Origin of the sequence: Kitasatospora sp. NPDC048286 (genome assembly GCF_043201735.1) — a bacterium.
Lineage (GTDB): Bacteria > Actinomycetota > Actinomycetes > Streptomycetales > Streptomycetaceae > Kitasatospora.
In genome coordinates, this window is the sequence record NZ_JBICZE010000011.1 from 144,786 (window position 1) to 170,590 (window position 25,805).

Consider the following 25,805-nt stretch of genomic DNA (forward strand, 5'->3'; position numbering starts at 1 on the left):
TGGGCTCGACGGGGCGGGTGTACACGATGGACGCGGACTACAACTCCAGCCAGTGGAGCGGTGGTTGGCAGGAGGTCCCCGGCGGCGCGGAAGGCGCCACCGCGCTGACGGTCTCCGCGACGGGGAACTGGGTGCACCTGAGCATCGTCGGCTCGGACGGCGCCCTGCACGCCACGGACGGGCAGTACGGCGGCTCCGGCTGGTCCGGTACGTGGGTGCCGCTGGGCGGCTCCGGCCTCAAGGCGCTCGCCAGCACCGTCACCGGAAACACCATGCACGTCTACGCCCTCGGTTCCACCGGGCGCGCCTACACCATGGACGCCGACTACAACACCGGCCAGTGGAGCACCGCCTGGCAGGACGTTCCCGGCGGCATCGAAGGCGCCACCGCCCTCACCGCCTCCACCACCCGCTGACACCACCCGCCGGCCGCCCGCCGGCCCACCACCCCTGTGCCGGGGCGTGTCCGGCCGCCGCTCACCGGACATGCCCCCCCGGCCCCCGCGCCCGCACCCCGCCCCCGCCCCGCACCCCGCCGAGCCCGCCCGCATCCGTGCCCCGGACCCAGGAAGAGCCACACTCCCGTGACCAAGCCGCTCCGCACGCTCCTGCCCACCGTCCTCGCCGCAGCCGCCCTCCTGTCGCCCCTGGCCCTCACCGCCACCCCCGCCCACGCCGCGCTGCAGCCCGACCGCTCCTGCGGCACCGTCACCAGCGCCGACACGGCCGCCGCCGCGAGCCTCAACACGGTCCTCACCGGCAAACTCGCCCACGCCATGACCGCCTACCGCGCCTCCTGCGCCCGCGCCATCGTCGCCACGACCCGGGCCCGCGGCCTGCCCGACCAGGCCGCCGTCATCGCCGTCACCACCGCCATCGTCGAGTCCGAACTGCGCAACAACCCCAACGTCCTGGACCACACCAGCGTCGGCCTCTTCCAGCAGCAGACCTGGTGGGGCAGCTTCGAGGAGCGCCTCGACCCGGCCTACTCCACCAACGCCTTCCTCGACGCGATGCTGCGCGCCTACCCCAACGGCAGCTGGAAGACCCAGCCGGTGGGCACCGTCTGCCAGAAGGTCCAGGTCTCCGCCTTCCCCGGCGCCTACCAGCCCCAGGCCGCCGACGCCCAGCTCATCGTCGCCGCCATGACGCCGCCCGCACCGGCGCCCGCCCCGGCCTCCAGGGTCCACCTCAGCGCGGTCGACGCGAACGGCGCGCTGCGCGCCACCGACGGCGACTACGCGGGCCCCGGCTGGTCCGGCTCCTGGGCACCCCTGGGCGGCTCCGGCCTCAAGGCGCTCACCAGCGCGGTCACCGGCACCACCATGCACGTCTTCGCCCTCGGCTCCACCGGACGCGTCTACACGATGGACGCCGACTACAACACCGGCCAGTGGAGCAGCGGTTGGCAGGAGGTGCCCGGCGGCGCCGAAGGCGCCACCGCCCTGAGCGCCACCACCATCGGCAACCGAATCCACCTGAACATCGTCGGCTCGGACGGCGCCCTTCACGCCACCGACGGCGACTACGCGGGCCCCGGCTGGTCCGGCTCCTGGGCACCCCTGGGCGGCTCCGGCCTCACCGCCCTCGCCAGCGCGGCCACCGGGGACACCATGCACGTCTTCGCCCTGGGCTCCACCGGGCGCGTCTACACGATGGACGCCGACTACGGCACCGGTCAGTGGAGCACCGCCTGGCAGGACGTCCCCGGCGGCGCCGAAGGCGCCACCGCCCTCACCGCCTCCACCACCGGGAACTGGGTACACCTGAGCATCGTCGGCTCGGACGGCGCCCTGCACGCCACGGACGGGGAGTACGGCGGGGCCGGCTGGTCCGGCTCCTGGGTGCCGATGGGCGGCTCCGGCCTCAAGGCGCTCACCAGCACGGTCACCGGCACCACCATGCACGTCTACGCGCTCGGCTCCACCGGACGCGTCTACACGATGGACGCCGACTACAACACCGGCCAGTGGAACGGTGGTTGGCAGGACGTGCCCGGCGGCCTCGAAGGTGCCACCGCCCTCACTGCCTCCACCACCCGCTGACCACACCCGCCGGCCACCCGCCGAGCACCCCACGCGCCCCTCTTCCTCGCCCGAGGAAGAGGGGCGCACACACAACCGGGCGCACACAACCGGGCACCGGCGCCGGCGGCTCAGCGCCCGCCGGCCCGCCGGCGCGTCAGGACGCGTGGATGCCCTGCCCCGGCGTCAGGATCCCCGCCGGGTCCCAGCGCCGCTTGGCCGCCACCACCCGATCCCACAGCCCCCCGTAGTGACGCTGCCAGTCCGCCCGCGTCATCCCCGGCACCGCCCCGATCAGGTACCGCTTGCCGCCCAGCTGAACCGCCAGGTCGTACAGCAGCCGGTTGCGCTCCAGCATCGCCGCCGTGTCCGCCCCCGGCCCCGGGAACGCCAGCAGGTCGAAGTGCCAGCCCACCTCCTCCTGCCCCGGCAGCACCGCCAGCGGCGCCCGCACCTTCGAGCGCAGGTACGGGTAGAACAGCAGCAGCCCCGCCCCCAGGTCCGCCGCCGTCAGCACCTCCGCGGCCCGCGCCATGAACGCCCGCGCCGACGCCGCCGGCAGGAACACGCTCAGCCACGGCTTGGGCAGCGCCCAGAACCCCGCCGCCCGCAGGTACCCGGAGAAGCCGTCCACCCGGTACGCGTACTCCCGCCAGCTCTGCTCCACCACCTCCGTCTCCACCGGGACGAGCCCCGCCAGCAGCGCCGCCCGGTCCACCTGCTGCCCGGCGTCCGCGAACGCCACCAGCTCCGCCTTGTAACGCCAACGCGAACCGTCCGCGCTGCGCACCACGTCACCGACCTGGAAGTCGAAGCGCCGCCGGGCCAGCACCTTCTCCTGGTCCGCGAGGTAGGCGTCCAGGTCGTCGTAGTACAGCGAGAACACGTGGGCGCGCTCGCGCACCTTCACCAGGGCGAGGGTGACGCGCACGATCACGCCGACCTGGCCGCCGCCGGCCAGCACCGCCTCGAACAGCTCCCGGTTGCGGGTGGGGGAGGCCGTCACCAGCTCGCCGGTGCCGGTCACCACGTCCAGCTCCAGCACGTTGTCGACCTGCATGCCGTAGCGCTGCACACCGCCGCCGATGCCGCCCACGCTCAGCGTGCCGCCCACCGACAGGTGCAGGTAGTCGGTGAGCACCGGCGGCACCCAGCCCGCCGCCAGGCCCGCCTCGGTCACCTGCGCCCACGTCGCCCCGGCCTCCACCACGGCACGCCCCGCGCTCACCGACACGACCTTGGACAGGCCGCGGGCGTCGATGGCCACGCCGCCGCGCGGGTTGGCCTGGCCGAAGCTGGAGTGCGACTCCAGCCCCTCCTCGCCCAGCTGCGCGAGGTCCCCGCTCTGCCCGTTGACGGCCACCGGGATGCGGTGGCGGCGGGCGAAGGCGACCAACTGTTGCACGTCGCGCACCGAACCGGGGCGCAGCACCGCCCGGGGCGCGGCGGTGACCAGGTGCCCGAAGTCGCCGGAGAACCGTTCCAGGCCCTGGCCCTGCAGGGTCACCGTGCCGTCCAGGGCGGGCAGTCGGGCGATGTCGGGTACGGCTCCGTCGTCGGCTTCGGTGGCCCACGCGGCGGTGGCGGTGTTCCAGCCGATGACGGCGGTGACGGCCCCGGCGCCGGCGGAGGCGAGGAGGGCGCGGCGCGACAGCCCTGAGCTGCTCATATCAGGTCTTCTCCGATCAGTCGTCAAATAAAGGATTGTCGTTTGTACCGCACCCTCCGGGTGATCACCTACTGCCTTGCACAGATGTTCTGCTGCTCCCTCAGCGCGGCGAGGCCGTGGAACACGGCGTCCACGACCATCGGCGCGTACGGGTCGCGGTCGTTGTCCATCCACGCGGTCGCGGCCGCGGCCTCCTCCAGCAGGGCCAGCCGCGCCGCGGGGAGGTCGGCGACCAGCGGTGAGCGGCTCGCGTCCAGCAGCGTGTGGACGAGCTTGTGGGCGTACACGCGCGGGCTGACCGCGAACAGCGTCCGGTACACCCACAGCGCGTCCTCGCCGGTCAGGATCCAGTGGTCGCTCAGCAGCAGCCGCACCCGCGCCCTCGTCACCAGGTCCTCGTGCACGCGCATCCGCCCGTCCCCCTTTTTCGTCGTTCCTCCGGCCCCCGTGCCCGTGCGCGGGCAGCACGCCGTGCGCGCCGGGCGCCCGCAAGGGGCGGCGGCGCGGTGGGCGCGACGGGGGATGAGCCACGAGTCTGCGGGCGCGCGACCGCGCGCGGCAAGGCGAAAACGGGGTGTGCTGGGTCCTACCGCGACCCTTGCGCGAGCTGGCAGGATGGGGGTCGGCACCCTCCCGGCGGGCGCCGCGCGGGCAGGCCCTAGCCTGGGCCCCATGTTCGTACTGGAGCTGACGTACACCGCCGACCTGGAGTCGATCGAGGCCGTGCTGCCGCAGCACGTGCAGTGGCTGCGGGAGCACTACGCGGCGGGCACCTTCCTCGCCTCCGGGCGCAAGGTGCCGCGCGACGGCGGGGTGATCATCGCGGTGGGCGAGGACCGGGCCCGCGTCGAGGCGCTGGTGGCCACCGACCCGTTCGTGCGGGCCGGGTTGACCGAGTACCGGGTGACGGAGTTCCTCGCCACCACCACCGCCGAGGAGTTGGCGGCCCACCGCCAGCAACTGCCCGCCTGACGCCCCTTCCGGGGGCCCGCCTCAAGCCCGGCCCGGCGCCTGCCTCAAACCCGCTTCGGCCGCTTGCCTCAAAGCCCGTTCCGGCGCCTGCCTCAAGCCCGCCTGAAGACCGCCTCAAGGCTGTCTCAAGGCTGCCCGCCCCCGTCCGTCCCCGCCCGTGAGCGGTGTCCCGGGCCGCTCGCGCGGTTCGGGGCACGGTCGCGTTCTGGCTACGATCGGTGAGCGCGGAGCGACGACGTATCGCGAGTACCGACTTTCGGCGGGAGAAGACGGATGGCACACGCACGGGCCGGGCAGCCGGCGCAGCCAGGCGACCTGGTGGACGTGGCAAGGCTGGTGACGGCGTACTACGCGCTGAACCCGGACCCGCAGGAGCCCGGGCAGCGGGTGTCGTTCGGGACCTCGGGGCACCGCGGCTCCTCGCTGGACGCGGCCTTCAACCAGGACCACATCGCCGCGACCACGCAGGCGATCTGCGAGTACCGGGCCGAACAGGGCGTCGCGGGCCCGCTGTTCCTCGGCGCCGACACCCACGCCCTGTCCGAGCCCGCCAAGGTCACCGCCCTGGAGGTGCTGGCCGCCAACGGCGTGCAGGTGCTGATCGACGCCGCCGACGGCTACACCCCCACCCCGGCGGTCTCGCACGCCATCCTCGCCCACAACCGGCGCAGCCCCCGGGCGCTGGCCGACGGCATCGTGGTCACCCCCTCGCACAACCCGCCGCGCGACGGCGGCTTCAAGTACAACCCGCCCAGCGGCGGCCCGGCCGGCTCCCAGGCCACCGGCTGGATCCAGGACCGCGCCAACGAACTGATCCGCGAGGGCATGCGCGGCGTCAAGAAGGTCCCCTACGCGCGGGCGCTGGCCGCCGCCACCACCGGGCGCCACGACTACCTCACCGCCTACGTCGAGGACCTGCCCTCCGTCCTGGACCTGGACGCGGTGCGCGACGCGGGCCTGCGCATCGGCGCCGACCCGCTGGGCGGCGCCTCGGTGGCCTACTGGGCGCGCATCGCCGACACCCACCGCCTGGACCTGACCGTCGTCAACCCGGTGACCGACCCGACCTGGCGGTTCATGACGCTGGACCGGGACGGGAAGATCCGCATGGACTGCTCCTCCCCGGCCGCGATGGCCTCCCTCATCGGCCGCAGGGACGAGTACGCCATCGCCACCGGCAACGACGCCGACGCCGACCGGCACGGCATCGTCACCCCCGACGGCGGCCTGATGAACCCCAACCACTACCTGGCCGTCGCCGTCGACTACCTCTACCGCCACCGCACCGACTGGCCCGGCGACGCGGGCGTCGGCAAGACCCTCGTCTCCTCCTCGATGCTCGACCGCGTCGCCGCCGACCTCCACCGCCCCCTGGTCGAGGTCCCGGTCGGCTTCAAGTGGTTCGTCGACGGCCTCCTCGAGGGCTCGATCGGCTTCGGCGGCGAGGAGAGCGCCGGCGCCTCCTTCCTGCGCCGCGACGGCGGGGTGTGGACCACCGACAAGGACGGCATCCTGCTCGCCCTGCTCGCCTCCGAGATCACCGCCGTCACCGGCACCACCCCCAGCGCCCACTACCGCGAACTGACCGAGCGCCACGGCGCCCCCTCCTACGCACGCGTCGACGCCCCCGCCGACCGCGAGCAGAAGGCCCGCCTGGCCCGACTGTCCCCCGAACGGGTCGGCGCCGGCGAGATCGCCGGGGAGAAGATCACCGCCGTCCTCGCCAAGGCCCCCGGCAACGGCGCCCTCATCGGCGGCATCAAGGTCTGCACCGAGAACGCCTGGTTCGCCGCCCGCCCCTCCGGCACCGAGGACGTCTACAAGATCTACGCCGAGTCCTTCCACGGCGACGAACACCTCGCCCGCGTCCAGGACGAGGCCCGCGCCCTGGTCGGCGAGGTCCTGCGCGGCTGACCCCCCCACCGGCCCGTTTCGGGCACCGGCCCCGCACGGGTGCCACCGCCACGGAGTGCCACCGCGCCCGGTGCCCCGGTCCGTCCGACGGACCGGGGCACCCGCCCCTTCCGGGCCCCACCCGTTCAGGCCCCCGCCCCTCTCAGGCGCGCACCGCCCCTTGGCCCGCCGCCGCCCGCACCGCCCGCACGTCCCGGGTCGACGCCGCCGCCACCGCACACGCCACCAGCGCCAGCCCCGCCGCCGCGAGGGGGAACCACCGCCCGCCCAGCACCGCGATCGCCGCCGACCCCGCCACACCCCCCGCCGCCGTCCCCAGGTACAGCGCACTGCTGTTCAACGAGATCAGCAGCGGCGCGTTCACCGGATCGATCGACGCCAGCCGGTGCGGCAGCGCCACCGACACCGCCCACCCCGCCAACGGCACCACCAGCGCGTACCCCAGCGCCCCCGGCATGCTGCGCCCCAGCCACGGCAGCGCGGCGAACGCGCCCGCGGCCACCGCCGAGCCGGCCAGCAGCACCCGCCGCACCCCGATCCGGTCCACCAGGCGCCCGCCCAGCCAGCTGCCCGCCACCGACATCACGCCGCAGGTCAGCAGGACGACGCTCAGCCGGTCGGCGTCGCCGCCGGTGGCGCCCGAGACGGCGGTGGCCAGGTAGATGTAGACGCTCTGGAAGGCGAGGAAGAACACCAGCGTGGTGGCCGCGGCGCCCAGCACCCGGGGCCGGCCCAGCGGCGCCAGGCGAGCGCGCAGGGTGGGGGCGGCGGTGGGGGCGGGCAGGTCGCGCAGCAGCAGCGCCAGGCCGGCCAGCGCCGCCAGGCCGAGCGCGGTGACCAGCCACATCGTCATCCGCCAGTCGGCGCGCCCCACCCAGGTGCCCAGCGGCACGCCGAGCGCGGTGGCCACCGTCATCCCGCCGAGCACCGTCGCCAGCGCCCGGCCGCGCCGCTCGGGGGCGACCAGGGTGGTGGCCACCGCGTTGGCGGTCGGCGTGTAGAGGGCGGCGCCGGCCGCGGCCAGCACGCGGGTGGCCAGCAGCAGCCCGTAGGAGGGGGCGAGGGCGCTGAGCGCGTTGGCCGCGCTGAACACCGCCAGCGCGGTCAGCAGCAGACGCCGGCGCGGCCAGCGGGCGGTGAGCGTGGCCAGCACCGGGGCCAGCAGCGCGTAGCCGAGCGCGAAGACGGTGACCAGCTGGCCGGCGGCCGGCACCGACACCCCCAGGTCGGCGGAGATCGGGCCGAGGATGCCGGCGACGACCATCGAGTCGGTGCCCATGGCGAAGGTGCCGAGGGCGAGCAGGAGCAGACGTACGGGCACGGGAGGGCCCCCCGGGGCGCAAGCGAAAGGATTGTTGGATAGACATGCAACAGTTTGACGCTCGCCAAACACTCGGGCATTGGTGGATGATTGTCAAACCGTCCTGTTCCCCCTGCGGCCCCCGAGGAGCGTGCGCCATGAGCGACGACGAGCGGCTTCCCCAGCCCGCCACCGCCGACATCGACCTCGTCACGGTCCTGCACGCCCTCGGCGACCCCGTGCGCATGACCCTGCTGCTCAGCTACGCCGACGACGGCGAGCACTCCTGCGACCCGCGCGGCCTGGGCCTGGAACACCTCCACAAGTCGACCGTCTCCCACCACATGCGGGTACTGCGCGAGGCCGGCGTCACCACCACCCGCGTCGCCGGACGCAACCGCTTCGTCAGCCTGCGCCGCGCCGACCTCGACGCCCGCTTCCCCGGACTGCTCGACGCACTGCTGGCCTCAGGTGAAACCCGCGGCAACTCCCGTGCCGTAGCCGCCGGTTGATCCCCTAGGGGGAGGGGCCGCGGGGGTGGCGCCGCAGGCGTAGGCCCGCGGACGTAACCGCCCCCGGGCGGCTCCTGCCGCGGGCGGACGCGCCCGGGCCGGCCCACTGGGCACGGTGGACGCGCACCCGCCGCCCCGCCCGCCGAAGGAGCCACGCCCATGACCGCACCCCAGCCCGGCCGCCCGCCCTCCCGCCGCCGCGTCCTCGGCGCACTCGCCCTGGGCGCCGCAGGCGCCGCCACCGCCGCCGGGCCCGCACGCGCCGACACCGCGCCCGCCGGCGCTCCAGCCAGCGCTCCCGCCGGCGCGGCGGGGGAGCCCCGCCTGAGGCTGCCCGCGCCCACCGGCCCGCGCCCCGTCGGCACCACCCTGCTCCACCTGACCGACACCGCCCGCACCGACGCCTGGGCCCCCACCCCGCGCCCGCGCGAACTGCGCGCCCGCCTCTGGTACCCCGCCGAGAACGGCGCCCGGGGCCCGTACGCGCCGTGGATGAGCCCCGCCGAGACCGCCCACCTCCAGGCCGCCTACTTCGGCGTCCCCGACGCCCGCCTCACCTGGCCCACCACCCACGCCCGCCCGGACGCCCCCGCCGACCGCACCCGCCGCCACCCCGTCGTCCTCAACTCCCACGGCTCCGGCGCCGACAGCGCCTTCAACACCGCCCTCGCCGAGGAACTCGCCTCCCACGGCCACGTCGTCGCCGCCGTCGACCACACCTACGACGCCGGCGAGGTCGAATTCCCCGGCCGGCGCCTGGAAGTACGCGACAAGGCCCGCGTCCAGGCGATGACCGACGCCGAGATCGTCGCCTACCGCGCCGCCGACGTCCGCTTCCTCCTCGACCACCTCGCAGGCGGCCCGCTGCCCGCCGGCCTGGACACCGCCCTCGACCTCGACGCCGTCGGCATGTTCGGCCACTCCATGGGCGGCGCCACCACCGCCCAGGCCCTCCACGACGACCCGCGCATCCGCGCCGGCGCCATCCTGGACGGCCCCCTGTTCGGCCCCGCCGCCACCGCCGACCAGACCCGCCCCCTGCTGCTGATGGCCTCCGCCTGGGACAGCCCCGCCCGCGACACCATGTGGGACACCCTGTGGCCGCACCTGACCGGCTGGCGCCGGCGCCTGACCCTCACCCACTCCGGACACCTGTCCTACTGCGACCTCCAACTGCTCGTCCCCCAGGGCCAGCCCGCCTTCGCCTGGCCCCCCGACCAACTGGAGCACTTCCTCGGCACCGGCGACCCCCGCCGCGCCGTCGCCGCCCAACGCGCCTACCTCACCGCCTACTTCGACCTCCACCTGCGCGCCGTCCCCACCCCGCTGCTGGACGGCCCCACCCCGCACTGGCCCGAGATCCGCTTCGACGCCTGAACAGGCACCGACAAAAGGACCCCCACATGCCGATCCGAGGCGTGCTCTTCGACGTCGACGACACCCTGTTCGACTACTCCGGCTCCGAACAGGCCGGCATCCTCGCCCACCTGCACCACCTCGACCTGCTGCGCCGCCTGCCCGGCCCCCAGGCCGCCGTGGCGCTGTGGCGCGAGGTCACGCGGGAGCAGTACGCGCGCTTCCTGTCCGGCGAACTGACCTTCACCGCACAGCAGCACGAACGCACCCGCCACTTCCTCGCCCGCCTCGGCGAGGACACCGCTGCCATGCCCGACGAGAGGGCCGCCGCCTGGTTCGCCGGCTACACCGCCCACCGCGACGCCGCCCAGGCGGCCTTCCCCGACGCCGCACCCGTCCTCGCCGCCCTCGCCCCCACCCACCGCCTCGGCATCGTCTCCAACTCCTCCACCGCCCAGCAGCGCCGCAAACTCCACGCCACCGGCCTGCTGCACCACTTCGAGGACACCGCCATCGTCTGCTCCGACGAGCACGGCGAAGCCAAACCCGCCCCCGGCATCTTCCTCGCCGCCTGCGCCCGCCTCGGCCTGCCCCCGCACCAGGTCGCCCACGTCGGCGACAACTACACCCTCGACGCCCTCGCCGCCCTGGACGCCGGCCTCCACCCCTTCTGGCTCGACCGCACCGCCACCCACCCCAGCCCGGCCGAGCACGACATCCCCGTCCTGCACACCCTCACCGCTCTGCCCGCCGCCCTCCCCGCCTGAGACACCCCCTCCGCGCGCTTCCTGCGCCGAGCCGCGCCGGAAGCCGGCAGGGCCGACTTCCGGCGTGGGGGAGCCGATGGTGCCGGGCTCGTGCGGGGCCGTGGCCGCGCGCCGGGGGTGGCCGGGCGGGTCGGCCGCTCGTGCGGGAAGTCAGCCGGGCAGGCCGAACAGGGCGCGGCAGCCGTCGCTCAGGCCGGTGACGGTGACCGGGGTGCGGGCGTGCTCGGCCCAGGCCTCGGGGGTCAGGCGCAGGCGCCGGGAGACCACCACCCGGCCGTCCAGGACGTCGCGGTCGATGCCGTCGTCGCGGTAGCCGAGCTTGCGGGAGACGGCCAGGGAGGAGTGGTTGTCGGCGAAGGACAGCGAGGTCGCCGACTGCGCGCCCAGCTCCGCGAAGGCCAGGTGGAGCATCGCGGCGCGCATCTCGGTGCCCAGGCCCCTGCCCTGGTGCTCCAGGCCGAGCCAGGAACCGGAGACGATCTCGCGCCGCGCGCCGAACTCCTTGGCCCGCATGTCCTGGATGCCCACCGGGCGTCCCTCGTGGAAGGCGACCAGGTTCAGCTCCCAGTGCTCCGCGCTCCAGCGGCCCAGCCGCGCCCAGTGCAACTGCAGCACGTGCCGGGCGCGTTCGGCGGCCGGCAGCTCGCCCCAGGGCGTCAGGAAGGGGCGGTCCTGGGGCAGGTGGACGCCGCGGGCGGCGACGTCGGCCACCTCGGCCAGTTCGTCGTCGGCGGGCAGGCGCAGTTCCAGGCGGGGCGAGGTCACGCGCAGCCCCTGCAGGGGCCAGTGGTCGATGATCATCGGATCAGTGTGCCCACCGGGCCCGCGCCGCGCACCGGCATTTCCGCGTCCCGCACGGCACCGGCCCCACCGGGTGTGACGCAGTGTCACTGGTGGGGCCGTGTCAGGGGGGTTGGGCGTCAGCGGCCGTCGGGGCCGGGGCCGGGGTCGGGGCGGCCGGGGTGGTCGAGGGCGGCGACCTCGCGGACGGCGTCGGCGACGGCGCGGAAGTCCTTCTTCAGGATCGTGTCGTGGGTGGAGGGGACCTTCGCGCTGAGCCTGATGTGCGGGTTGCGCTCGGTCACCGCCGGCACCGCCGCGCGGATCAGTTCCTGCTCGTCGCCCTTGCTGCCCAGCGAGGCCCCCGAGGCGAGCACGTACCGGGTCGGCACGGTGACGGCGTCCAGGACCGGGCCCAGCGCGCCGGCGCTGCCGATCGTGCCCAGCTCGATGTTGCACTGCGCCATCTGCCGGGGCGTCATCCGCGGGGTCAGGCCGGTGGGGCGCAGCAGCACCATGAGCGGGTACCACAGGCGGAACTGGCGGTGGATGCGCCGTTCCATTTCCTCGTCGAGCCAGTCGTGCGGCTCGGCGCCCTCCACCAGGACCGCGCCGACGGCGCGCTGCGGGTTGCGGGAGGCCCAGTGCGCGGCGACGAACGCGCCGTAGGACCAGCCCACCGCCAGGGCCCGCCGCACGCCGCGGGCGGCGAGGACGGCGTCGACGTCGCGGACGGCGGCTTCGAAGGAGTAGTCCGCGGAGCGCCGGGACCTGCGGCCGCGGGCCCGCTCGTCGTAGGTGATGTGCCGCAGGTGCGGGCCGAGTTCGCCGATGACGCGGCGCCAGTAGCCCTGGGTGGCGAACTGGCCGTTGAGGTAGACCACGGGCAGGCCGTCTCCGCCGGTGTCGGTGACGGCCAGGGCGGTGTCGTCGACCGGGACCATGCCGGTCCAGGCCTTCGCGGTGGTGGTGGGTGCGGTGTCGGCGGTCAAGGCGTTTCCCCCTGGATGGTGTCGGGTCCGGGCGGGTGTCAGAGGCTGCGGGCGGTGATGTCGCCGTGGGCGGTGGTGGCGCGGACGGCGAGCGCGGGGGTGCCGTCGTTGCGCAGGGCGTTGTCGACGCGGCCGTGGCCGGTGCCGGCGTCCAGGGCGGCGCTGACGCCGGCGGCGGCGCCGACGGTGATGTTCCCGGACCGGGTGCTCAGCTCGACGGTGCCGCGTCGGGCCTCGGTGACGCGGATGTCGCCGCGGGTGGTGGTGATCCGGGCGGGGCCGGTGAGGCGGCCGACCTCGACGTCGCCGTCGACGGCGCTCAGTTCCAGGCTCGCGGCCTCGTCGATCTTGGTGCTGCGGTACGCGCCGTCGAAGGCGACGGCGCCGAGGCGGCCGACGGTGCGCAGTTCGGCGGCGGCGGCCGTGCCCCGGACGGCGGAGCCGGCCGGCACCTGGACGGTGACCTCCAGTGAGCCGGTGGGGCCCACGAGCTGGTGCCCGGCCGCGGCGGTGACGATCCGCAGGACGCCGTCGGCCAGGTCGACGGTGGTCCGCTCGGCGGCCCGCGCGTCCCGGCCGCTGCCGGCCTCGGCGGGCCGGACCTCGACGGTGGTGTCGACGCGTTCGGCGGCGATGAGTCGCACGTGCCCGCCGGGGATGTCCAGGACGACGGTGACGGGGGCGGGGGTGTCGAACTTCTGCACGGTGCTCTCCTGTTTCGCTGCGGTCCATCGGTGTTTCCGACATTGGAAACGCTACGTTGCTTTCAAGGTCTCGGCAACTGGCTCGTTGCATCAAAATGCCATTGCTGCAGGTGGGTGGTGGGAAACTGTTGCAACGGGCATGTCCGGTAATGCAACGGCAACGGTGGCGATCATTGCAATGGGCGGAAGGTGAACGCTATGGTGGGCGCGACGGCGCGGGAACCACCCGCCCACCACCGAGGAGGAACGCGATGCCGGGAGGCAGGCTCACCCAGCAGGAACGCCAGCAGATCGCGCTCGGGCTGGCCGACAGCCTCCCCTACGCCGAGATCGCCCGGCGCCTGGAACGCCCCACCTCGACCGTCACCCGCGAGGTCATGCGCAACGGCGGCCCGCTCGCCTACCGTGCCGACCTGGCCCACCGCGCCACCGAACACCGTGCCCGGCGCCGCCCCGCCACCCCCGGCGGGCCGACCTCCGCCGCACGCCCGCACGGGCGCGACGACGAGGCCGTCGCCGCCTACGAGGAACGGCTCACCACCGTCCTCATGGGCTCGGGCCTGAACCGGATGGCGGCCCGGGTGGTCACCTGCCTGTCCACCACCGACGCGGGCAGTCTCACCGCCGCCGAACTCGCCGGGCGCCTGCAGGTCAGCCCGGCCTCCATCTCCAAGGCCATCGCCTTCCTGGAGAGCCAGAGCCTGGTACGCCGCGAACGCGACGAACGCCGCCGCGACCGCTACATCGTCGACGACGAGCTCTACTACCAGGCGGTCATCGCCAGCGCCCGCGCCAACGACCGGGTCATCGAGGCCGCCCGCGAGGGCGTCGCCGTCCTCGGCCCCGACACCCCCGCCGCCGTCCGCCTGGAGAACATCGCCCGCTTCCTCGACTTCATCAGCGAGAGCATCGTGCGCGCCGCCGAACAGGCCCGCGAGGTCCTCCACACCAAACCCGCCACGGCAGCCGAGGACACCCCGGAGTAGGAAGTCGGCGGGTCCGACTTCCCACTCCGCGCCCGGGGTTCAGGCCGCCCGGCGCGGCGCGGCCCTCTCGGGCGTCCGGATCCGCCGCCGGCCGTTCGCGCGGGCCTCCGGCCTCCGGGTGGCGGTGCGCCCCGTGCCCAGGCGCGTACGCCGAGCAGCGCGGCATCGATCGCCCCGTGGCCCCGCCGGGCACCGACTCCCGTACGGCGGCCGCCACATCGGGCACCGGACGCGAACTCCTGGAGGGCGGCTCGTCGGTCCGGTCCGGTCCGGCCTGGCCCGGGCGGCCGTCAGGCCAGGGCGGCGGCCAGGCGTTCGGGCAGGGTGGCGTACGGGCGGCAGTCGACCACGGGCAGGGCGTGGGCGCGGGCCTGGTCGGCGAGCCAGGTGCTGTAGCGGGCGCTGACGGCGGCGCGTTCGGGCTGGGGGCCGCAATCCGGCTCGCGGTCGGCGTAGTTGGCGCCGATGCGCCGCGGGTCGTCCTCGTGCAGGAAGACCGCGCGCACGCGCCGGCCCTGCCCGGCGGCCTCGGCGGCGGCGCGGGCGGCGGCGGCCGGGGTGAGGTAGTCGCCCTCCACGATCGCGGGCACGTCGACGGTGAGCCGGTTGCGCACGACGCCGAGCAGCGCCTCGTCCAGGGCGCGGGCGGTGGCGATCTGCAGTTCCAGGACGCGGTCGGCGGGCAGCGCGTCGGGGTCGGGCACGGCGGCGAAGTGGTGCAGGCCCGGGTGGCCGGCGGGGGTGGTGGCGGCCTGCAGGGCGGCCACGACGTCGTCGAACTCGACCACGAACGCGCCGTGCCGGGCGGACAGCAGGGCGGCGGCGCGGCTCTTGCCGAGGCCGGACGCGCCGCCGATCAGCAGGACGTCCCACGGGCTTTCGTCGGTATGCATACCGGCACGGTAGACGGTCCGGGGTACGGGCCGGCCCCGAGGGGCGGGGGAGACGGCGGGGCCGGGCGGGTCAGGTGCGGTCGCGGGCGGCGCAGCGGCGCACCGCCCAGGGCAGGACGAACCACAGCACGGCGAAGATCAGCGCGATCGCGCAGGTGATCGGCACCGCCGGCACCGGGCCGAGGACGACGTCCAGGACCAGCAGCACGGCCCCGGTCAGCGCGCAGGCGAGCAGCAGCAGGCCCACCTGGGCGATGCGGACCGAGACGGTGACGATCCGTTGCTTGCCGGGGTGGTGGTACAGGCCGCGGTGCAACGCGACCGGGGTGGCCAGCACGGCCGCGGCGACGACCGACAGCAGCAGGGTGGCGACGTAGATGTCCTGCTGGGCGTCGGTGAGCTGGGTGAAGCGCGGGGTGAAGGCGACACCGAGCAGGAAGGCGAAGACGATCTGCACACCGGTCTGGAGCACCCGCAGCTCCTGGAGCATCTCCACCAGGCGCCGGTCGGCCCGCACCTCCGGATTCTCCCAGCCGGGCGGGGGAGCGGGGGAGGGCGTCGGGGCGTCCGGCGGCGGGGGCGGTGCGCTGGTCATGCGTCAGCTTCTCACGGCCCGCCGTCGCCGCCGCCCTCCCCGCTGGTGCGACCGCCTTGGTACCTACTGGGTCACCCACGCCCACCTGCCCGCCGACCGCCCGCTGTGGGGCACCGCCCCCACGCCCGTGCCGCCGGGTCCGATCCCGCCAACGGGCGGGACGGGTGCGGGTTCCGAGGCCTTGATCTCAAGTCGACTTGAACTCCTAGTCTCCGTGGTGCGCGGCCGAACCGGCCGCGGCCCGCACCGCGATCCCGGGGAGCACCGCCATGACCACCGCCACACCCGGCGCCGCCGCGCCCACCGCCGCGGACTTCGCCGCCCTCGAGCAGCGGGTCCGGGTCCTCACCGACCGCGCCGACATCACCGGCCTCATCGACGGCTACCTGCTCAGCCTCGATGCGGTGCCCGGCGGCGGGCGGTTCGACGAGACCTGGGCGCGGCGCCACTTCACCCCCGACGTGCGGATCACCTCGCCGGTGGGGGAACACGAGGGAATCGACGGGCTGGCCGAGTCCGAGCAGGCCACCCTCGGCAAGTTCGAGCGGACCCAGCACGTGGGCGCCAACTACATGATCGACCTGGACGGGGACCGGGCCGCGGTGCGCTGGAACGCCGTCATGGCCCACGTCCACCTCGCCTCGACCCAGCAGGCGCGCGGCGAGGAGCCCGGCGGCCACTTCGACGTCGGCGGCACGTTCACCGGCGAGGCGGTGCGCACCCCCGACGGCTGGCGCCTGCGCAGCCTGGACGTGCGGGCCGTGTGGACGACCGGCAAGGGCCCGCTCACCCCGACCCCGAAGGCCGAGGCGACCCTGCGCGACCTCGCAGGCGGGCAGTGACGGCAGGCAGTGACGCCGGGCGGTGGCGCCGGCCCGGATACCGGCCCGGATACCGGCCCGGAGACCGGCCGGGCACCGGCACCGCGCTTGCCCGCCGGCCCGGACGCGTGATCGGATGGCGTGAGCATCGCGTGCCGGTGACGGACCGCGTCAGGCATGGAGGTGCGCAACCGAAGGGACCGCCCCCCGTGGCCTCCCGCCCCACCGGCCGTACGGCCGCCCTCAGCCTGCAACTCGCCCGCGCGCACCAGGACTTGCGCCGCCGCCTCGCCGACCTGCGCGCCGGCCTCGGCCGCCCCCGCCGCCCGGACGGCCATGACGACCCACTCCTCGCCCACTGCCTGGCCTTCTGCACCGCCCTGACCCACCACCACCAGGGCGAGGACACCGGCCTGTTCGCCCAACTCCTGCGCGAACGCCCCGACCTGGCACCGACCATCGGCAAACTCGTCGAGGACCACGGCTTCATCACCCACATCCTCACCCGGGTACGCGACCTCGCTGAGCAGGCCGCCACCGCCGCCACCGCCGCCGCCGACCTGGAGGCCGTCGGACGCGAACTCGACGGTCTCGCCGCCATCATGGACTCCCACTTCGCGTACGAGGAACGCGCCATCGGCGCCGCCCTGGACGCCGGGGCGGGCGACGACGGCTGGTCCGAGGCGGTGCTGCGCTTCCGGGCGCCGTAAAACCCGTCGCCCCGTACGGCCCGCCTTCCCTACACTCGCCACGCGGCCGCGCCCCGAGGTGCGGCCAAACCGCGACGACCGCGACGACGACAGCAACGAGGAGAGGGGGCGGGCGGCCATGCCGAAGCGCAGTGCCGCCGCCCCCTCTCCCGCGTCGCGGTACGAGGTGATTTTGGTGTCCCGTCCCTCCCGGTGCCCGCTGCGCGGCCGGCACCGGAGCAGTGCCGCCACCGTCTGACAGCCGAAGCGCCCCGCCACGTTCTCGCACGAGCCGTCCATGGCACCGGACATGACGGACCATCAGCAGCGACACTGCACGATCGCGCGCCCACCCTGGAAGCGAACCGCCTCGAAAGGCACCCGGGCCATGCGCACCCACACCACCACCGCCGCGAACGACACCATCGCCGCCGTCCGCAACCTCGGCATCCTCGCCCACGTCGACGCCGGCAAGACCACCGTCACCGAGCGGATCCTCTACCTCACCGGCACCACCCACAAGCGCGGCGAGGTCCACGACGGCACCACCGTCACCGACTGCCACCCCCAGGAACGCGAACGCGGCATCACCATCTTCGCCGCCACCGTCACCTGCGCCTGGGCCGGGCACCGGATCAACCTCATCGACACCCCCGGCCACGTCGACTTCGCCGACGAGGTCGAACGCTCCCTGCGCGTGCTCGACGGCGCCGTGGCGGTGTTCGACGCGGTCGCCGGCGTCGAGCCGCAGAGCGAGTCGGTGTGGCGCCAGGCCGAACGCCACGGCGTGCCGCGCATCGCCTTCGTCAACAAGCTCGACCGCGCCGGCGCCGACCTGGACACCGCCGTCGACGCCATCCGCGAACGCCTGCACCCGCACCCGCTGGCCGTCCAACTACCCATCGGCACCGAGGAGTCGTTCACCGGCGTCGTCGACCTCGTGCGCCTGCGCGCCCTCACCTGGCACGACGACGGAACCCCGCACGAGGGCCCGGTCCCCGCCCACCTGGAGGCCGAGGCCGCCGAGCGCCGCCACGCCCTGGCGCAGGCGGTGGCCGAACTGCACCCCGACGCCCTGGAGGAGTTCTGCGCCGACGCCACCCTGAGCGCCGCCACCCTCACCACCGCCCTGCGCGACCTCACCCGCACCGGCGAGGCCGTCGTGGTGCTGTGCGGCTCCGCCTACCGCAACCGCGGCATCGAACCGCTCCTGGACGCCGCCGTCGCCTACCTGCCCTCCCCGCTCGACGTCCCGCCCACCCGCTCCGCCGACGGCACCCAGCAGCGCGAGGCCGACCCCCGACAGCCCCTGACCGCCCTGGCGTTCAAGGTCACCGCCGCCCCCACCGGGCGCCTGACCCACCTGCGCCTGTACGCCGGAACCCTGCACAAGGGAGACACCGTGCTCGACACCACCACCGGCCGCCACGAACGCGTCGCCCGCATCCTCACCGACCCGGCCGGCCGCCACACCGAGACCGACGAGGCGCGCGCCGGCGACATCGTCGCCGTCGCCGGCCCCAAGCACACCCGCGTCGGCGCCACCCTGTGCGACGCCGATCACCCCATCGTCCTGGAGGCCCCCGTGAGCGCCGAACCGGTCGTCACCGTCGCCGTCGAGGCCCGCCGCGCCGCCGACACCGACAAGCTCGCCACCGCCCTCGCCCGCCTCGCCGAGGAGGACCCCGCGCTGCGCGTGGCCACCGACCCCGAGACCGGCCAGCGCACCCTGTCCGGCCTGGGCGAACTGCACCTGGAGGTCGCGGTGGAGAAGATCCGGCGCGACAGCGGCGTCGAAGCCGTCGTCGGGCGCCCGCGCGTCGCCCTGCGCGAGGCCCTCCTCCAGGGCGTCACCGGCTTCACCTACCGGCACGCCAAACAGGACGGCGGCGCCGGCCAGTTCGCCCACCTCGTCCTCGACGTCCACCCCCTGCCGGCGGGCACCGAGGAGGACTTCGCGTTCACCTCCACCGTCACCGGCGGACGGGTGCCGCGCGAGTACGTCCAGGCCGTCGAGGCCGGCTGCCGCGACGCCCTGACCGACGGCCCGCTCGGCGGGCACCCGGTCACCGGCGTCGCCGTCACCCTCACCGACGGCGCCACCCACCCCAAGGACTCCTCCGAACTCGCCTTCCGCACCGCCGCCCGCCTCGGCGTGCGCGCGGCCCTGCGCGCCTCGCGCATGCACCTGCTCGAACCGCTCGCCGAGGTGAGCGTCACCGTGCCCGAGGACGCCCTGGGCACCGTCCTCGGCGACCTCGCCGCCCGCCGCGGCCACATCCGGGCCACCGAACCCGGCCCCGCCACCGCCACCGCCCAGGTCAGCGCCCTGGTCCCGCTCGCCGAACTCTTCGGCTACGCGGGCCGCCTGCGCGGCCGCACCCAGGGCCGCGGCACCTTCACCACCCGCCCGGCCGGCTACGCCCCCGCCCCGGCCCCCGCCCTGGCCGGCTGACCCGCACCGCCCGGCCCTCCCCCCGGAGGAGGGCCGGGCGGCACCCCGGCGCCCGCTACAGCGCCCCGGCGTCGGCCGCCGCCCACGCCGACGGGTACAGCGGCCGCCAGCCCAGCTCCCGGCGCGCCGCCTCCGTGGACACCTGGCCCTCCCACGGGTCGAACGCCTCCGCGGCCGAACCGCCAGGATGGGCAAGCCCGTTGAGCGCGTACAGGTCCCAGGCCGTCAGCGGCGCGTCGTCGCCCACGTTGTACGTGCGCCCCTCGATGCCGGGCACCGCCACCGCGCGCCACAGCGCCCGTGCCACGTCCGCGTGGTGCACGACCGCCAGACGCCGGTGCGCGGGCCAGCCGGCCGCCCAGCGCAGCGACTGCGCCAGGTGCGGATCACCCTCCCCGTACACGAACGCCAACCGCGCCACCACCAGCGGCAGTTCACCGCCCAGGGAACGCAGTCCCGCCTCGGCCCGCGCCTTGGACGCCGCGTACACCCCCCACGCCGGATCCGGCGCGAGCCGGTCGCCCTCCACCGCGGGGCGCCCCAGCCCCCGCCCGTACACCAGGTTCGTACTGGTGTGGACGAACCGCGCCACCCCGGCCCGCGCCGCCTGACGGCCCAGCGCCACCGCCGCATCCCGGTTGACCGCCCACGCGGCCTCGTCCGACACCCCGCGCAGCGCCGCCGCCACGTTCAGCACCACCTCGGCCCCCTCCAGCGCCCGCGCCCGGTCCGCCTCCTCGCACAGGTCGCCGATCACCACCTCCACCCCGGCATCCGCCAGGGCCGCCGCCTTCGCCGCGTCACGCGCCAGCACCCGCACCGACGAGCCGTCCGCCGCCGCCCACCGCACCAGCCGCGGCACCAGCCGGCTGCCCACCGAACCGGTCGCACCCGTCACCAGGATCCTCGCCATCGCCCGTCCCCTCCAAGGAAGTCGACCTCCTCCGACCCCCGCCACCCTGCCCGCCCACCGCCCGCGACGGCAGAGACCTCCCCGACCAGGGACCGCCGATCCCTGGTTGCGCCCGGCCCGGCGGGCCATGCTGGACACATGATCGACCGACCGGCACTGGCCGACTTCCTCACCCGCGCCCGCGCCCGGCTCACCCCCGCCGACCTGGGACTGCCGCCCGGAGCCCGACGGCGCACACCCGGGCTGCGCCGGGAGGAGGTGGCGCAGGTGGCCGGACTGTCGGTGGACTACTACGCCCGCCTGGAACAGCGTCGCGGGCCCCAGCCCTCACCGCAGCTGCTCGCCGCGCTGGCACGGGCGCTGCGGCTCACCCAGGACGAACGCGACCACCTCTTCCACCTCGCCGGACACGAACCGCCGCACCGCCACGGGCCGCTCGGACACGTACGCCCCGGACTGCTGCTGATCCTCGACCGCCTGCACGACACACCCGCCCAGGTCGTCTCCGACCTTGGCGACGTCCTCGCCCAGAACCCGATGGCCGCCGCCGTCTTCGGCGACCTCTCCGCCCGGGCGCCCCGGGAACGCAACCTGCTGCTGCGCTGGTTCACCGAACCGGACACCCGCGCCCTGTTCCCGCCCGAGGACCACCACGACCTCGCCCGCGCCCACGTCGCCTCCCTGCGCGCCGCCCGCACCGCCCGCCCCGGCGACCGCAGAGCCGCCCAGCTGCTCGAACAACTCCTCGCCACCGGCGAGGAGTTCACCGCCTGCTGGGAGCGCCACGAGGTCGCCCGCCGGCGCAGCGGCCGCAAACGGCTGCTGCACCCCGTCGTGGGCCCGATGGAGCTGGAGTGCGAGGTGCTGGCCGCCGCCGGCGGCGGCCAGCTGCTGCTCGTGCACACCGCCGCGCCCGGCAGCGACTCCGCCTCCCGCCTGGAACTGCTGCGCGCCGTCGGCGCCCCCGCGCCCGCCTGAACCCCCGCGCCCGTACCCGCCTGAACCCCCGCGCCCGCCCGAACCGTCGCCCCGCTGCGCCCGTGCCCGGGCCGGGGCCCGTAGGCTGGGCCGGGCCGCCGGTGGCACAGACCGTCACCAGTGGGGCGGAACACGACAGAAACGGGCAGGCAGGGGCACATGCAGTTCGACGACCAGGGCGACCTCGACACCTCGCAGGTGGACGACCGGCGCGGCATCCCCGGCGGGAAGCTCGCCATCGGCGGCGGGGCCGTGGGCCTGATCGCGGTGCTGGTCGCGGTCGTCCTCGGCGTCGACCCGCAGCTGCTGGGCCTGTCCTCCGGCTCCGGCTCCTCCGCCGACTCCTCCGGCAGCCGCACCGGCGGCGAGGCGCAGCAGGCCTGCAAGACCGGGGCGGACGCCAACAAGCGCCAGGACTGCCGGATCGTGGCGGTCACCAACAGCCTCCAGGAGTTCTGGCGCACCGAACTGCCGCGCGCCGCCAAGGTCCCGTACAAGAACGCCGAGACGGTGCTGTTCACCGCTCAGGTCTCCACCGCCTGCGGGCCGGCGACCTCCTCGGTGGGCCCGTTCTACTGCCCCGGCGACAAGAAGGCCTACTTCGACCTCGGGTTCTTCAAGGACCTGTCCGCCCGCTTCGGCGCCAAGGGCGGCCCGTTCGCCGAGTCCTACGTCGTCGCCCACGAGTACGGCCACCACATCCAGACCCTCACCGGCGCCATGCAGAAGGTCGGGGGCGACCGCCAGGGCGCCACCAGCGGCTCGGTGCGCCTGGAGCTGCAGGCCGACTGCTACGCCGGGGTGTGGGCGCACCACGCGACCACCACCCCACAGCCCTCCACCGGCCGTCCGCTGATCGCCTCGCTCACCGACCAGGACATCGCCCAGGGCCTGGACGCGGCCGCGGCGGTCGGCGACGACCGGATCCAGCAGCAGGCCACCGGCCGGATCAACCCGGAGGCCTGGACGCACGGCTCCGCCGAGCAGCGCAAGGCCTGGTTCACCACCGGCTACCGCAGCGGCGACTTCGCCCAGTGCGACACCTTCTCGGCCGCCAAGCTGTAGGGCCCCGGGGCCCCGGTCAGAAGCCCCCGCCTGCCTGACCGTCCGCCGTACCGTCAGCCTGACCGCCCGCCGGCCCGTCCGCCGCGCCCCGCGTCCAGTCCCAGCCGGCGATCGCCTCGCGCAGCAGGCGGGCGGCGGCGGGCAGGCGCACCTGCGCGTCCCAGAACAGGGTCAGGGAGCGCCGGCAGTCCGGGCTGTCGACGCCGACCCACACCAGCGGCAGGCGGGTGGCGGTGCGCCGGGCGACGTCGGGCACCAGGCCGATGCCCAGGCCCGCGCTGATCAGCTCGGCGATGGCGCCCGCCTCGTCGCTCTCGCACACGATCCGCGGCACCAGGCCGCGGGCGGCGAACAGCCGGTCCAGCAGGCGGCGCTGCCAGTGCCCGGGGCGGGCGGCGATGAACGGCCGCCCGGCGAGCTCCTCGATGCCCACCCGGGCGCCCTGCCGGGCGCGGTGGGCCAGCGGGTCGCCCACCGGGACGGCCAGCCCCACCTCCTCCTCCAGCAGCAGCACCGACTCCAGGCCCTCGGCGGTGACGGGCTGCGAGGCGACGGCGAGGTCGACGTCCTGGGAGCGCAGCCGCCGCGCCATCTCCCGCGCGGGCAGCTGGTGCAGCTCGATCTCCACCCCCGGGTGGGCGCACTTGAACGCCGCCAGCGGCCCGCTGAAGGCCAGGAACGTCTCCGAGGCCAGCCGCACCGTGCCCAGCCCCTGCCCGGCGGCCTCGGCCACCGCCCGCCGGCCCGCCTCCAGTTCGCCGAGCGAACGCTCCACGTAGCCGCGGAACAGGTGCCCGGCCGCGTTCAGCCGCAGCCGCCCGCCGCGCTCGAACAGCGGGGTGCCCAGCTCGGCCTCCAGCCGGGCGATGGAGCGGCTCAACGACGGCTGGGCGACACGCAGTTCCTCGGCCGCCCGGCTCAGGTGCTCCAGCCGCGCCACCACCAGGAACTGCCCGAGCGTGTTCAGGTCCACCGACGCCCCCATACCCAACGCGTCATAACGCCATAGCGATATTGATCTTAGACACGATAGCCGCACGGTCATAGCGTCATGGGCAGGGCCGCACACCGCCGAACCGCGCGGCCCGACGCCAGCCAGTGTGAGGAAGGACGCCCATGGCCATCGCCGCCGACAGGACCCCTCCCGAGCCCGCGGCCCGGTCCGCGGCCCGGTCCGCCACGGGGGAGCGGACCGGGCCCGCCGGACACACCCTGCGCGCCCTGGCCACCGTCCACACCGCCGCCGTCTTCGGCCAGCCCGTCTTCGCCGGCGTCTACCTCAGCGGCGACTACGACGCCCTGAACTGGCACGCCGCCGGCGCCGACGCCGTCACCACCCTCGGCTACCTGCAGCTGATCGCCGCCCTCGTCCTGTGGGCCCGGCTGCGCCGCGGCTGGCCGGCCGCCGCGACCCTCGCCGTCGCCGCCGCCGAGACCGCGCAGTACTTCGCCGGCCTCGACGGCGCCCTGTGGCTGCACCTGCCGCTCGGCGTGGCCACCATCGCCGCCACCGTCGTCCTCACCATCGCCCTGTGGCGCACCCCGCTGCCCGCGCGCCGCCGCCCCGCCCCCACGGAGGACGACCGTGCCTGAACCCCGCCTCCGCCGCGACGGTTTGACGAGGCGTCAGATTCTCGGCCTCGGCGGCGCGTTCGGCCTGCTCACCACCACCGGCCTCGCCACCGCCGCCACCCTCGCCCGCCGCCCCGCCACCACCGGCGCCCACCTGCGCAGCACCGCCCAACTGCCCCCGCCCCACCGGGTACCGCTGCCGATACCCGCCGTCCTCAAGCCCGTCGCCACCGACGGCACCGGCGACCGCTACGAGATCGTCCAGCGCGAGACCGCCGCCGAGATCCTGCCCGGCCTCACCACCCGCCTGTGGACGTACGGCGGCACCTTCCCCGGCCCCACCATCGAGGCCCGCCGCGGCCGCAGCGTCACCGTCACCCACCGCAACGAACTGCCGGTGCCCACCGTCGTCCACCTGCACGGCGGCCGCACCCCCGCCGCCTTCGACGGCTACCCCACCGACCTCGTCCTGCCCGCCACCTGGCCCCAGGCCGCCGCCCACGGCATGGACGCCATGCCCGGTATGGACGGCATGGGCGGCGGCGCCATGGCCGACCCCCGCGCCGTCACCAGCCGCCTGACCCGCGACTACACCTTCCCCAACGACCAGCGCCCCACCCTGCTCTGGTACCACGACCACCGCATGGACTTCACCGCCCCCGCCATCTGGCGCGGCCTCGCCGGCCTGCACATCGTGCGCGACGACGCCGAGGACGCCCTCGGCCTGCCCGCCGGCCCCCGCGAGATCCCCCTGATGATCGCCGACCGCGCCTTCAGCGCCGACGGCGCCCTCACCTACCCCTCCCTCGACCCCACCCTGCGCGAGCGCCCCGGCGTCACCGAACCCCACCTCGCCGGCGTCCTCGGCGACGTCATCCTCGTCAACGGCGCCCCCTGGCCCGTCCACGAGACCGACGCCGCCCGCCACCGCCTGCGCCTGCTCAACGCCTCCAACGCCCGCCACTACGAACTCGAGGCCCGCACCGAGGACGGCCGCCGCCTCGACCTCGTCCAGATCGGCTCCGACCAGGGCCTGCTCACCGCCCCCGTCACCCACCGGACCCTGCCCCTGGCCCCCGCCGAACGCCACGACCTCGTCGTCGACTTCACCACCGCCCCCGTCGGCTCCCTCGTACGCATCGTCAACCGCCTCGGCACCGGCCGCACCCGCGACGTCATGGCCTTCCGCATCACCCGCCGCCCCGCCGCCGACGACAGCCGCATCCCGCCCACCCTCTCCACCGACCTGCCCGACTGGCACCGCCAGGACGCCGTCCGCACCCGCGACTTCGCCTTCCGCGCCGGCCGCACGAACGGCGGCCACGGCTGGCTCATCGGCGGCCGCCCCTTCGACCCCGCCCGCACCGACGTCACCGTCCCCCTCGGCGACACCGAGATCTGGCGCCTGATCGCCGACGTCCACCACCCCGTCCACCTCCACCTCGTCGGCTTCCGCATCCTCAGCCGCGCCGGAAAACCCCCACTGCCCCACGACGCCGGCCTCAAGGACACCGTCTCGCTGCGCCCGGGGGAGTCGGTGGAGATCATCACCCGCTTCGACGGCCACCGCGGCCGCTACCTGTTCCACTGCCACAACGCCGAGCACGAGGACATGGGGATGATGGCCAACCTCGAAGTCGTCTGACCACCCGGCACCCCGCCCGACGCGGCCCGGGGCGCGCGCCTTGACCTGCCCATTGCGAACACCGCCCACCGGGCCCCCGGCGGCCCCAGGACGGCCCGCGGGCGGGGCGGTGGCGCCGGGCGAACCCGGCCCGGCCACGGGGGAAAGCCCGGAACATGACGGTTCATCCGCTTCGGGGCGAAGTGCCGGACCTTCACGGGTCT

24 protein-coding genes and 1 pseudogene are annotated in these 25,805 nt (G+C 75.3%); 15 read left to right on the plus strand and 10 right to left on the minus strand.

Features of this window, described 5'->3' with window-relative positions; genetic code table 11:
* A pseudogene (locus ACGF13_RS25875) lies at positions 1 to 416 on the plus strand (hypothetical protein); the annotation flags it as partial.
* A gap of 168 nt (positions 417 to 584) precedes the next feature.
* On the plus strand, positions 585 to 2,045 hold the full coding sequence (locus ACGF13_RS25880; RefSeq protein ID WP_392879136.1) for a hypothetical protein: 1,461 nt from the start codon (positions 585 to 587) through the stop codon (positions 2,043 to 2,045).
* Positions 2,046 to 2,181: 136 nt separating this feature from the next.
* Here the strand turns inward: ACGF13_RS25880 and ACGF13_RS25885 are convergent, their stop codons facing one another.
* Both ACGF13_RS25885 and ACGF13_RS25890 read right to left on the minus strand, forming a co-directional pair.
* On the minus strand, positions 2,182 to 3,693 hold the full coding sequence (locus tag ACGF13_RS25885; protein ID WP_392879138.1) for an FAD-binding protein: 1,512 nt from the start codon (positions 3,691 to 3,693) through the stop codon (positions 2,182 to 2,184).
* Between the two features lie 68 nt (positions 3,694 to 3,761).
* A complete protein-coding gene (locus ACGF13_RS25890; protein ID WP_392879141.1) occupies positions 3,762 to 4,103 on the minus strand; it encodes a hypothetical protein in 342 nt (113 codons plus the stop codon).
* A gap of 262 nt (positions 4,104 to 4,365) precedes the next feature.
* Between ACGF13_RS25890 and ACGF13_RS25895 the strand changes: the two genes are divergently transcribed.
* Both ACGF13_RS25895 and pgm read left to right on the plus strand, forming a co-directional pair.
* On the plus strand, positions 4,366 to 4,665 hold the full coding sequence (locus ACGF13_RS25895; protein WP_392879143.1) for a YciI family protein: 300 nt from the start codon (positions 4,366 to 4,368) through the stop codon (positions 4,663 to 4,665).
* Between the two features lie 273 nt (positions 4,666 to 4,938).
* Positions 4,939 to 6,579: a phosphoglucomutase (alpha-D-glucose-1,6-bisphosphate-dependent) gene (gene pgm, locus ACGF13_RS25900; protein WP_392879145.1), complete on the plus strand. Its 1,641-nt coding sequence runs from the start codon at positions 4,939 to 4,941 to the stop codon at positions 6,577 to 6,579.
* A 142-nt stretch (positions 6,580 to 6,721) separates the two neighbouring features.
* Here the strand turns inward: pgm and ACGF13_RS25905 are convergent, their stop codons facing one another.
* Positions 6,722 to 7,900, minus strand: a complete 1,179-nt coding sequence (locus ACGF13_RS25905; protein ID WP_392879149.1) for an MFS transporter — start codon at positions 7,898 to 7,900, stop codon at positions 6,722 to 6,724.
* 137 nt (positions 7,901 to 8,037) lie between these two features.
* On the opposite strand from ACGF13_RS25905, the gene ACGF13_RS25910 reads away from it, so the two are divergent.
* The 3 genes from ACGF13_RS25910 to ACGF13_RS25920 all read left to right on the plus strand — a co-directional run bounded on the left by ACGF13_RS25910 (position 8,038) and on the right by ACGF13_RS25920 (position 10,514).
* Complete coding sequence (locus tag ACGF13_RS25910; protein WP_392879152.1) at positions 8,038 to 8,391, plus strand: ArsR/SmtB family transcription factor; 354 nt, start codon at positions 8,038 to 8,040, stop codon at positions 8,389 to 8,391.
* A gap of 159 nt (positions 8,392 to 8,550) precedes the next feature.
* Positions 8,551 to 9,768 (plus strand): alpha/beta hydrolase family protein, encoded by a 1,218-nt coding sequence (locus ACGF13_RS25915; RefSeq protein ID WP_392879155.1) that lies wholly within the window; start codon positions 8,551 to 8,553, stop codon positions 9,766 to 9,768.
* A gap of 26 nt (positions 9,769 to 9,794) precedes the next feature.
* Positions 9,795 to 10,514: an HAD family hydrolase gene (locus ACGF13_RS25920; RefSeq protein ID WP_392879157.1), complete on the plus strand. Its 720-nt coding sequence runs from the start codon at positions 9,795 to 9,797 to the stop codon at positions 10,512 to 10,514.
* Between the two features lie 150 nt (positions 10,515 to 10,664).
* Here the strand turns inward: ACGF13_RS25920 and ACGF13_RS25925 are convergent, their stop codons facing one another.
* The 3 genes from ACGF13_RS25925 to ACGF13_RS25935 all read right to left on the minus strand — a co-directional run bounded on the left by ACGF13_RS25925 (position 10,665) and on the right by ACGF13_RS25935 (position 12,990).
* Entirely contained in the window at positions 10,665 to 11,315 is a 651-nt protein-coding gene (locus ACGF13_RS25925; RefSeq protein ID WP_392879160.1) for a GNAT family N-acetyltransferase, read from the minus strand.
* Between the two features lie 119 nt (positions 11,316 to 11,434).
* On the minus strand, positions 11,435 to 12,286 hold the full coding sequence (locus ACGF13_RS25930; protein WP_392879162.1) for an alpha/beta fold hydrolase: 852 nt from the start codon (positions 12,284 to 12,286) through the stop codon (positions 11,435 to 11,437).
* A gap of 38 nt (positions 12,287 to 12,324) precedes the next feature.
* Positions 12,325 to 12,990: a DUF4097 family beta strand repeat-containing protein gene (locus tag ACGF13_RS25935; RefSeq protein WP_392879165.1), complete on the minus strand. Its 666-nt coding sequence runs from the start codon at positions 12,988 to 12,990 to the stop codon at positions 12,325 to 12,327.
* A gap of 251 nt (positions 12,991 to 13,241) precedes the next feature.
* Here ACGF13_RS25935 and ACGF13_RS25940 point away from each other — a divergent pair, with 251 nt between their 5' ends.
* Positions 13,242 to 13,976 carry a helix-turn-helix domain-containing protein gene (locus tag ACGF13_RS25940; RefSeq protein WP_392879168.1) on the plus strand — a complete coding sequence of 245 codons (735 nt, stop codon included), beginning with the start codon at positions 13,242 to 13,244 and terminating at the stop codon, positions 13,974 to 13,976.
* 290 nt (positions 13,977 to 14,266) lie between these two features.
* On the opposite strand, the gene ACGF13_RS25945 is transcribed toward ACGF13_RS25940, so the two are convergent.
* Positions 14,267 to 14,869 carry an AAA family ATPase gene (locus ACGF13_RS25945; RefSeq protein WP_392879170.1) on the minus strand — a complete coding sequence of 201 codons (603 nt, stop codon included), beginning with the start codon at positions 14,867 to 14,869 and terminating at the stop codon, positions 14,267 to 14,269.
* Positions 14,870 to 14,939: 70 nt separating this feature from the next.
* On the minus strand, positions 14,940 to 15,464 hold the full coding sequence (locus tag ACGF13_RS25950; RefSeq protein ID WP_392879173.1) for a DUF6328 family protein: 525 nt from the start codon (positions 15,462 to 15,464) through the stop codon (positions 14,940 to 14,942).
* 269 nt (positions 15,465 to 15,733) lie between these two features.
* Between ACGF13_RS25950 and ACGF13_RS25955 the strand changes: the two genes are divergently transcribed.
* The 3 genes from ACGF13_RS25955 (at position 15,734) to fusA (ending at position 19,429) form a co-directional block, all read left to right on the plus strand.
* On the plus strand, positions 15,734 to 16,306 hold the full coding sequence (locus tag ACGF13_RS25955) for a nuclear transport factor 2 family protein (protein WP_392879176.1): 573 nt from the start codon (positions 15,734 to 15,736) through the stop codon (positions 16,304 to 16,306).
* Between the two features lie 188 nt (positions 16,307 to 16,494).
* Complete coding sequence (locus ACGF13_RS25960) at positions 16,495 to 16,995, plus strand: hemerythrin domain-containing protein (RefSeq protein ID WP_392879179.1); 501 nt, start codon at positions 16,495 to 16,497, stop codon at positions 16,993 to 16,995.
* A gap of 367 nt (positions 16,996 to 17,362) precedes the next feature.
* Complete coding sequence (gene fusA / locus ACGF13_RS25965; protein ID WP_392879181.1) at positions 17,363 to 19,429, plus strand: elongation factor G; 2,067 nt, start codon at positions 17,363 to 17,365, stop codon at positions 19,427 to 19,429.
* Positions 19,430 to 19,484: 55 nt separating this feature from the next.
* On the opposite strand, the gene ACGF13_RS25970 is transcribed toward fusA, so the two are convergent.
* The gene (locus tag ACGF13_RS25970; RefSeq protein ID WP_392879184.1) at positions 19,485 to 20,342 is read right to left on the minus strand and encodes an NAD-dependent epimerase/dehydratase family protein; all 858 of its coding nucleotides are present in this window, start codon (positions 20,340 to 20,342) and stop codon (positions 19,485 to 19,487) included.
* Positions 20,343 to 20,483: 141 nt separating this feature from the next.
* Between ACGF13_RS25970 and ACGF13_RS25975 the strand changes: the two genes are divergently transcribed.
* Together ACGF13_RS25975 and ACGF13_RS25980 are read left to right on the plus strand one after the other, a co-directional pair.
* On the plus strand, positions 20,484 to 21,320 hold the full coding sequence (locus ACGF13_RS25975; protein WP_392879673.1) for a helix-turn-helix transcriptional regulator: 837 nt from the start codon (positions 20,484 to 20,486) through the stop codon (positions 21,318 to 21,320).
* A 159-nt stretch (positions 21,321 to 21,479) separates the two neighbouring features.
* On the plus strand, positions 21,480 to 22,385 hold the full coding sequence (locus ACGF13_RS25980; RefSeq protein WP_392879186.1) for a neutral zinc metallopeptidase: 906 nt from the start codon (positions 21,480 to 21,482) through the stop codon (positions 22,383 to 22,385).
* A 16-nt stretch (positions 22,386 to 22,401) separates the two neighbouring features.
* On the opposite strand, the gene ACGF13_RS25985 is transcribed toward ACGF13_RS25980, so the two are convergent.
* Complete coding sequence (locus tag ACGF13_RS25985) at positions 22,402 to 23,358, minus strand: LysR family transcriptional regulator (protein WP_392879188.1); 957 nt, start codon at positions 23,356 to 23,358, stop codon at positions 22,402 to 22,404.
* A gap of 143 nt (positions 23,359 to 23,501) precedes the next feature.
* Between ACGF13_RS25985 and ACGF13_RS25990 the strand changes: the two genes are divergently transcribed.
* Positions 23,502 to 23,978, plus strand: a complete 477-nt coding sequence (locus ACGF13_RS25990) for a hypothetical protein (protein ID WP_392879191.1) — start codon at positions 23,502 to 23,504, stop codon at positions 23,976 to 23,978.
* Entirely contained in the window at positions 23,971 to 25,602 is a 1,632-nt protein-coding gene (locus ACGF13_RS25995) for a multicopper oxidase family protein (protein ID WP_392879194.1), read from the plus strand. Before ACGF13_RS25990 ends, ACGF13_RS25995 begins: the two co-directional genes overlap by 8 nt.
* The last annotated feature ends 203 nt before the right edge of the window (positions 25,603 to 25,805 follow it).

Bases quoted from the DNA above. Each gene is read 5' to 3' on its own strand.
- ACGF13_RS25885 (WP_392879138.1), bottom strand. From the start codon at position 3,693: ATGAGCAGCTCAGGGCTGTCGCGCCGCGCCCTCCTCGCCTCCGCCGGC.
- ACGF13_RS25890 (WP_392879141.1), bottom strand. From the start codon at position 4,103: ATGCGCGTGCACGAGGACCTGGTGACGAGGGCGCGGGTGCGGCTGCTG.
- ACGF13_RS25895 (WP_392879143.1), top strand. From the start codon at position 4,366: ATGTTCGTACTGGAGCTGACGTACACCGCCGACCTGGAGTCGATCGAG.
- pgm (WP_392879145.1), top strand. From the start codon at position 4,939: ATGGCACACGCACGGGCCGGGCAGCCGGCGCAGCCAGGCGACCTGGTG.
- ACGF13_RS25910 (WP_392879152.1), top strand. From the start codon at position 8,038: ATGAGCGACGACGAGCGGCTTCCCCAGCCCGCCACCGCCGACATCGAC.
- ACGF13_RS25915 (WP_392879155.1), top strand. From the start codon at position 8,551: ATGACCGCACCCCAGCCCGGCCGCCCGCCCTCCCGCCGCCGCGTCCTC.
- ACGF13_RS25920 (WP_392879157.1), top strand. From the start codon at position 9,795: ATGCCGATCCGAGGCGTGCTCTTCGACGTCGACGACACCCTGTTCGAC.
- ACGF13_RS25925 (WP_392879160.1), bottom strand. From the start codon at position 11,315: ATGATCATCGACCACTGGCCCCTGCAGGGGCTGCGCGTGACCTCGCCC.
- ACGF13_RS25940 (WP_392879168.1), top strand. From the start codon at position 13,242: ATGCCGGGAGGCAGGCTCACCCAGCAGGAACGCCAGCAGATCGCGCTC.
- ACGF13_RS25945 (WP_392879170.1), bottom strand. From the start codon at position 14,869: ATGCATACCGACGAAAGCCCGTGGGACGTCCTGCTGATCGGCGGCGCG.
- ACGF13_RS25950 (WP_392879173.1), bottom strand. From the start codon at position 15,464: ATGACCAGCGCACCGCCCCCGCCGCCGGACGCCCCGACGCCCTCCCCC.
- ACGF13_RS25955 (WP_392879176.1), top strand. From the start codon at position 15,734: ATGACCACCGCCACACCCGGCGCCGCCGCGCCCACCGCCGCGGACTTC.
- fusA (WP_392879181.1), top strand. From the start codon at position 17,363: ATGCGCACCCACACCACCACCGCCGCGAACGACACCATCGCCGCCGTC.
- ACGF13_RS25970 (WP_392879184.1), bottom strand. From the start codon at position 20,342: ATGGCGAGGATCCTGGTGACGGGTGCGACCGGTTCGGTGGGCAGCCGG.
- ACGF13_RS25980 (WP_392879186.1), top strand. From the start codon at position 21,480: ATGCAGTTCGACGACCAGGGCGACCTCGACACCTCGCAGGTGGACGAC.
- ACGF13_RS25990 (WP_392879191.1), top strand. From the start codon at position 23,502: ATGGCCATCGCCGCCGACAGGACCCCTCCCGAGCCCGCGGCCCGGTCC.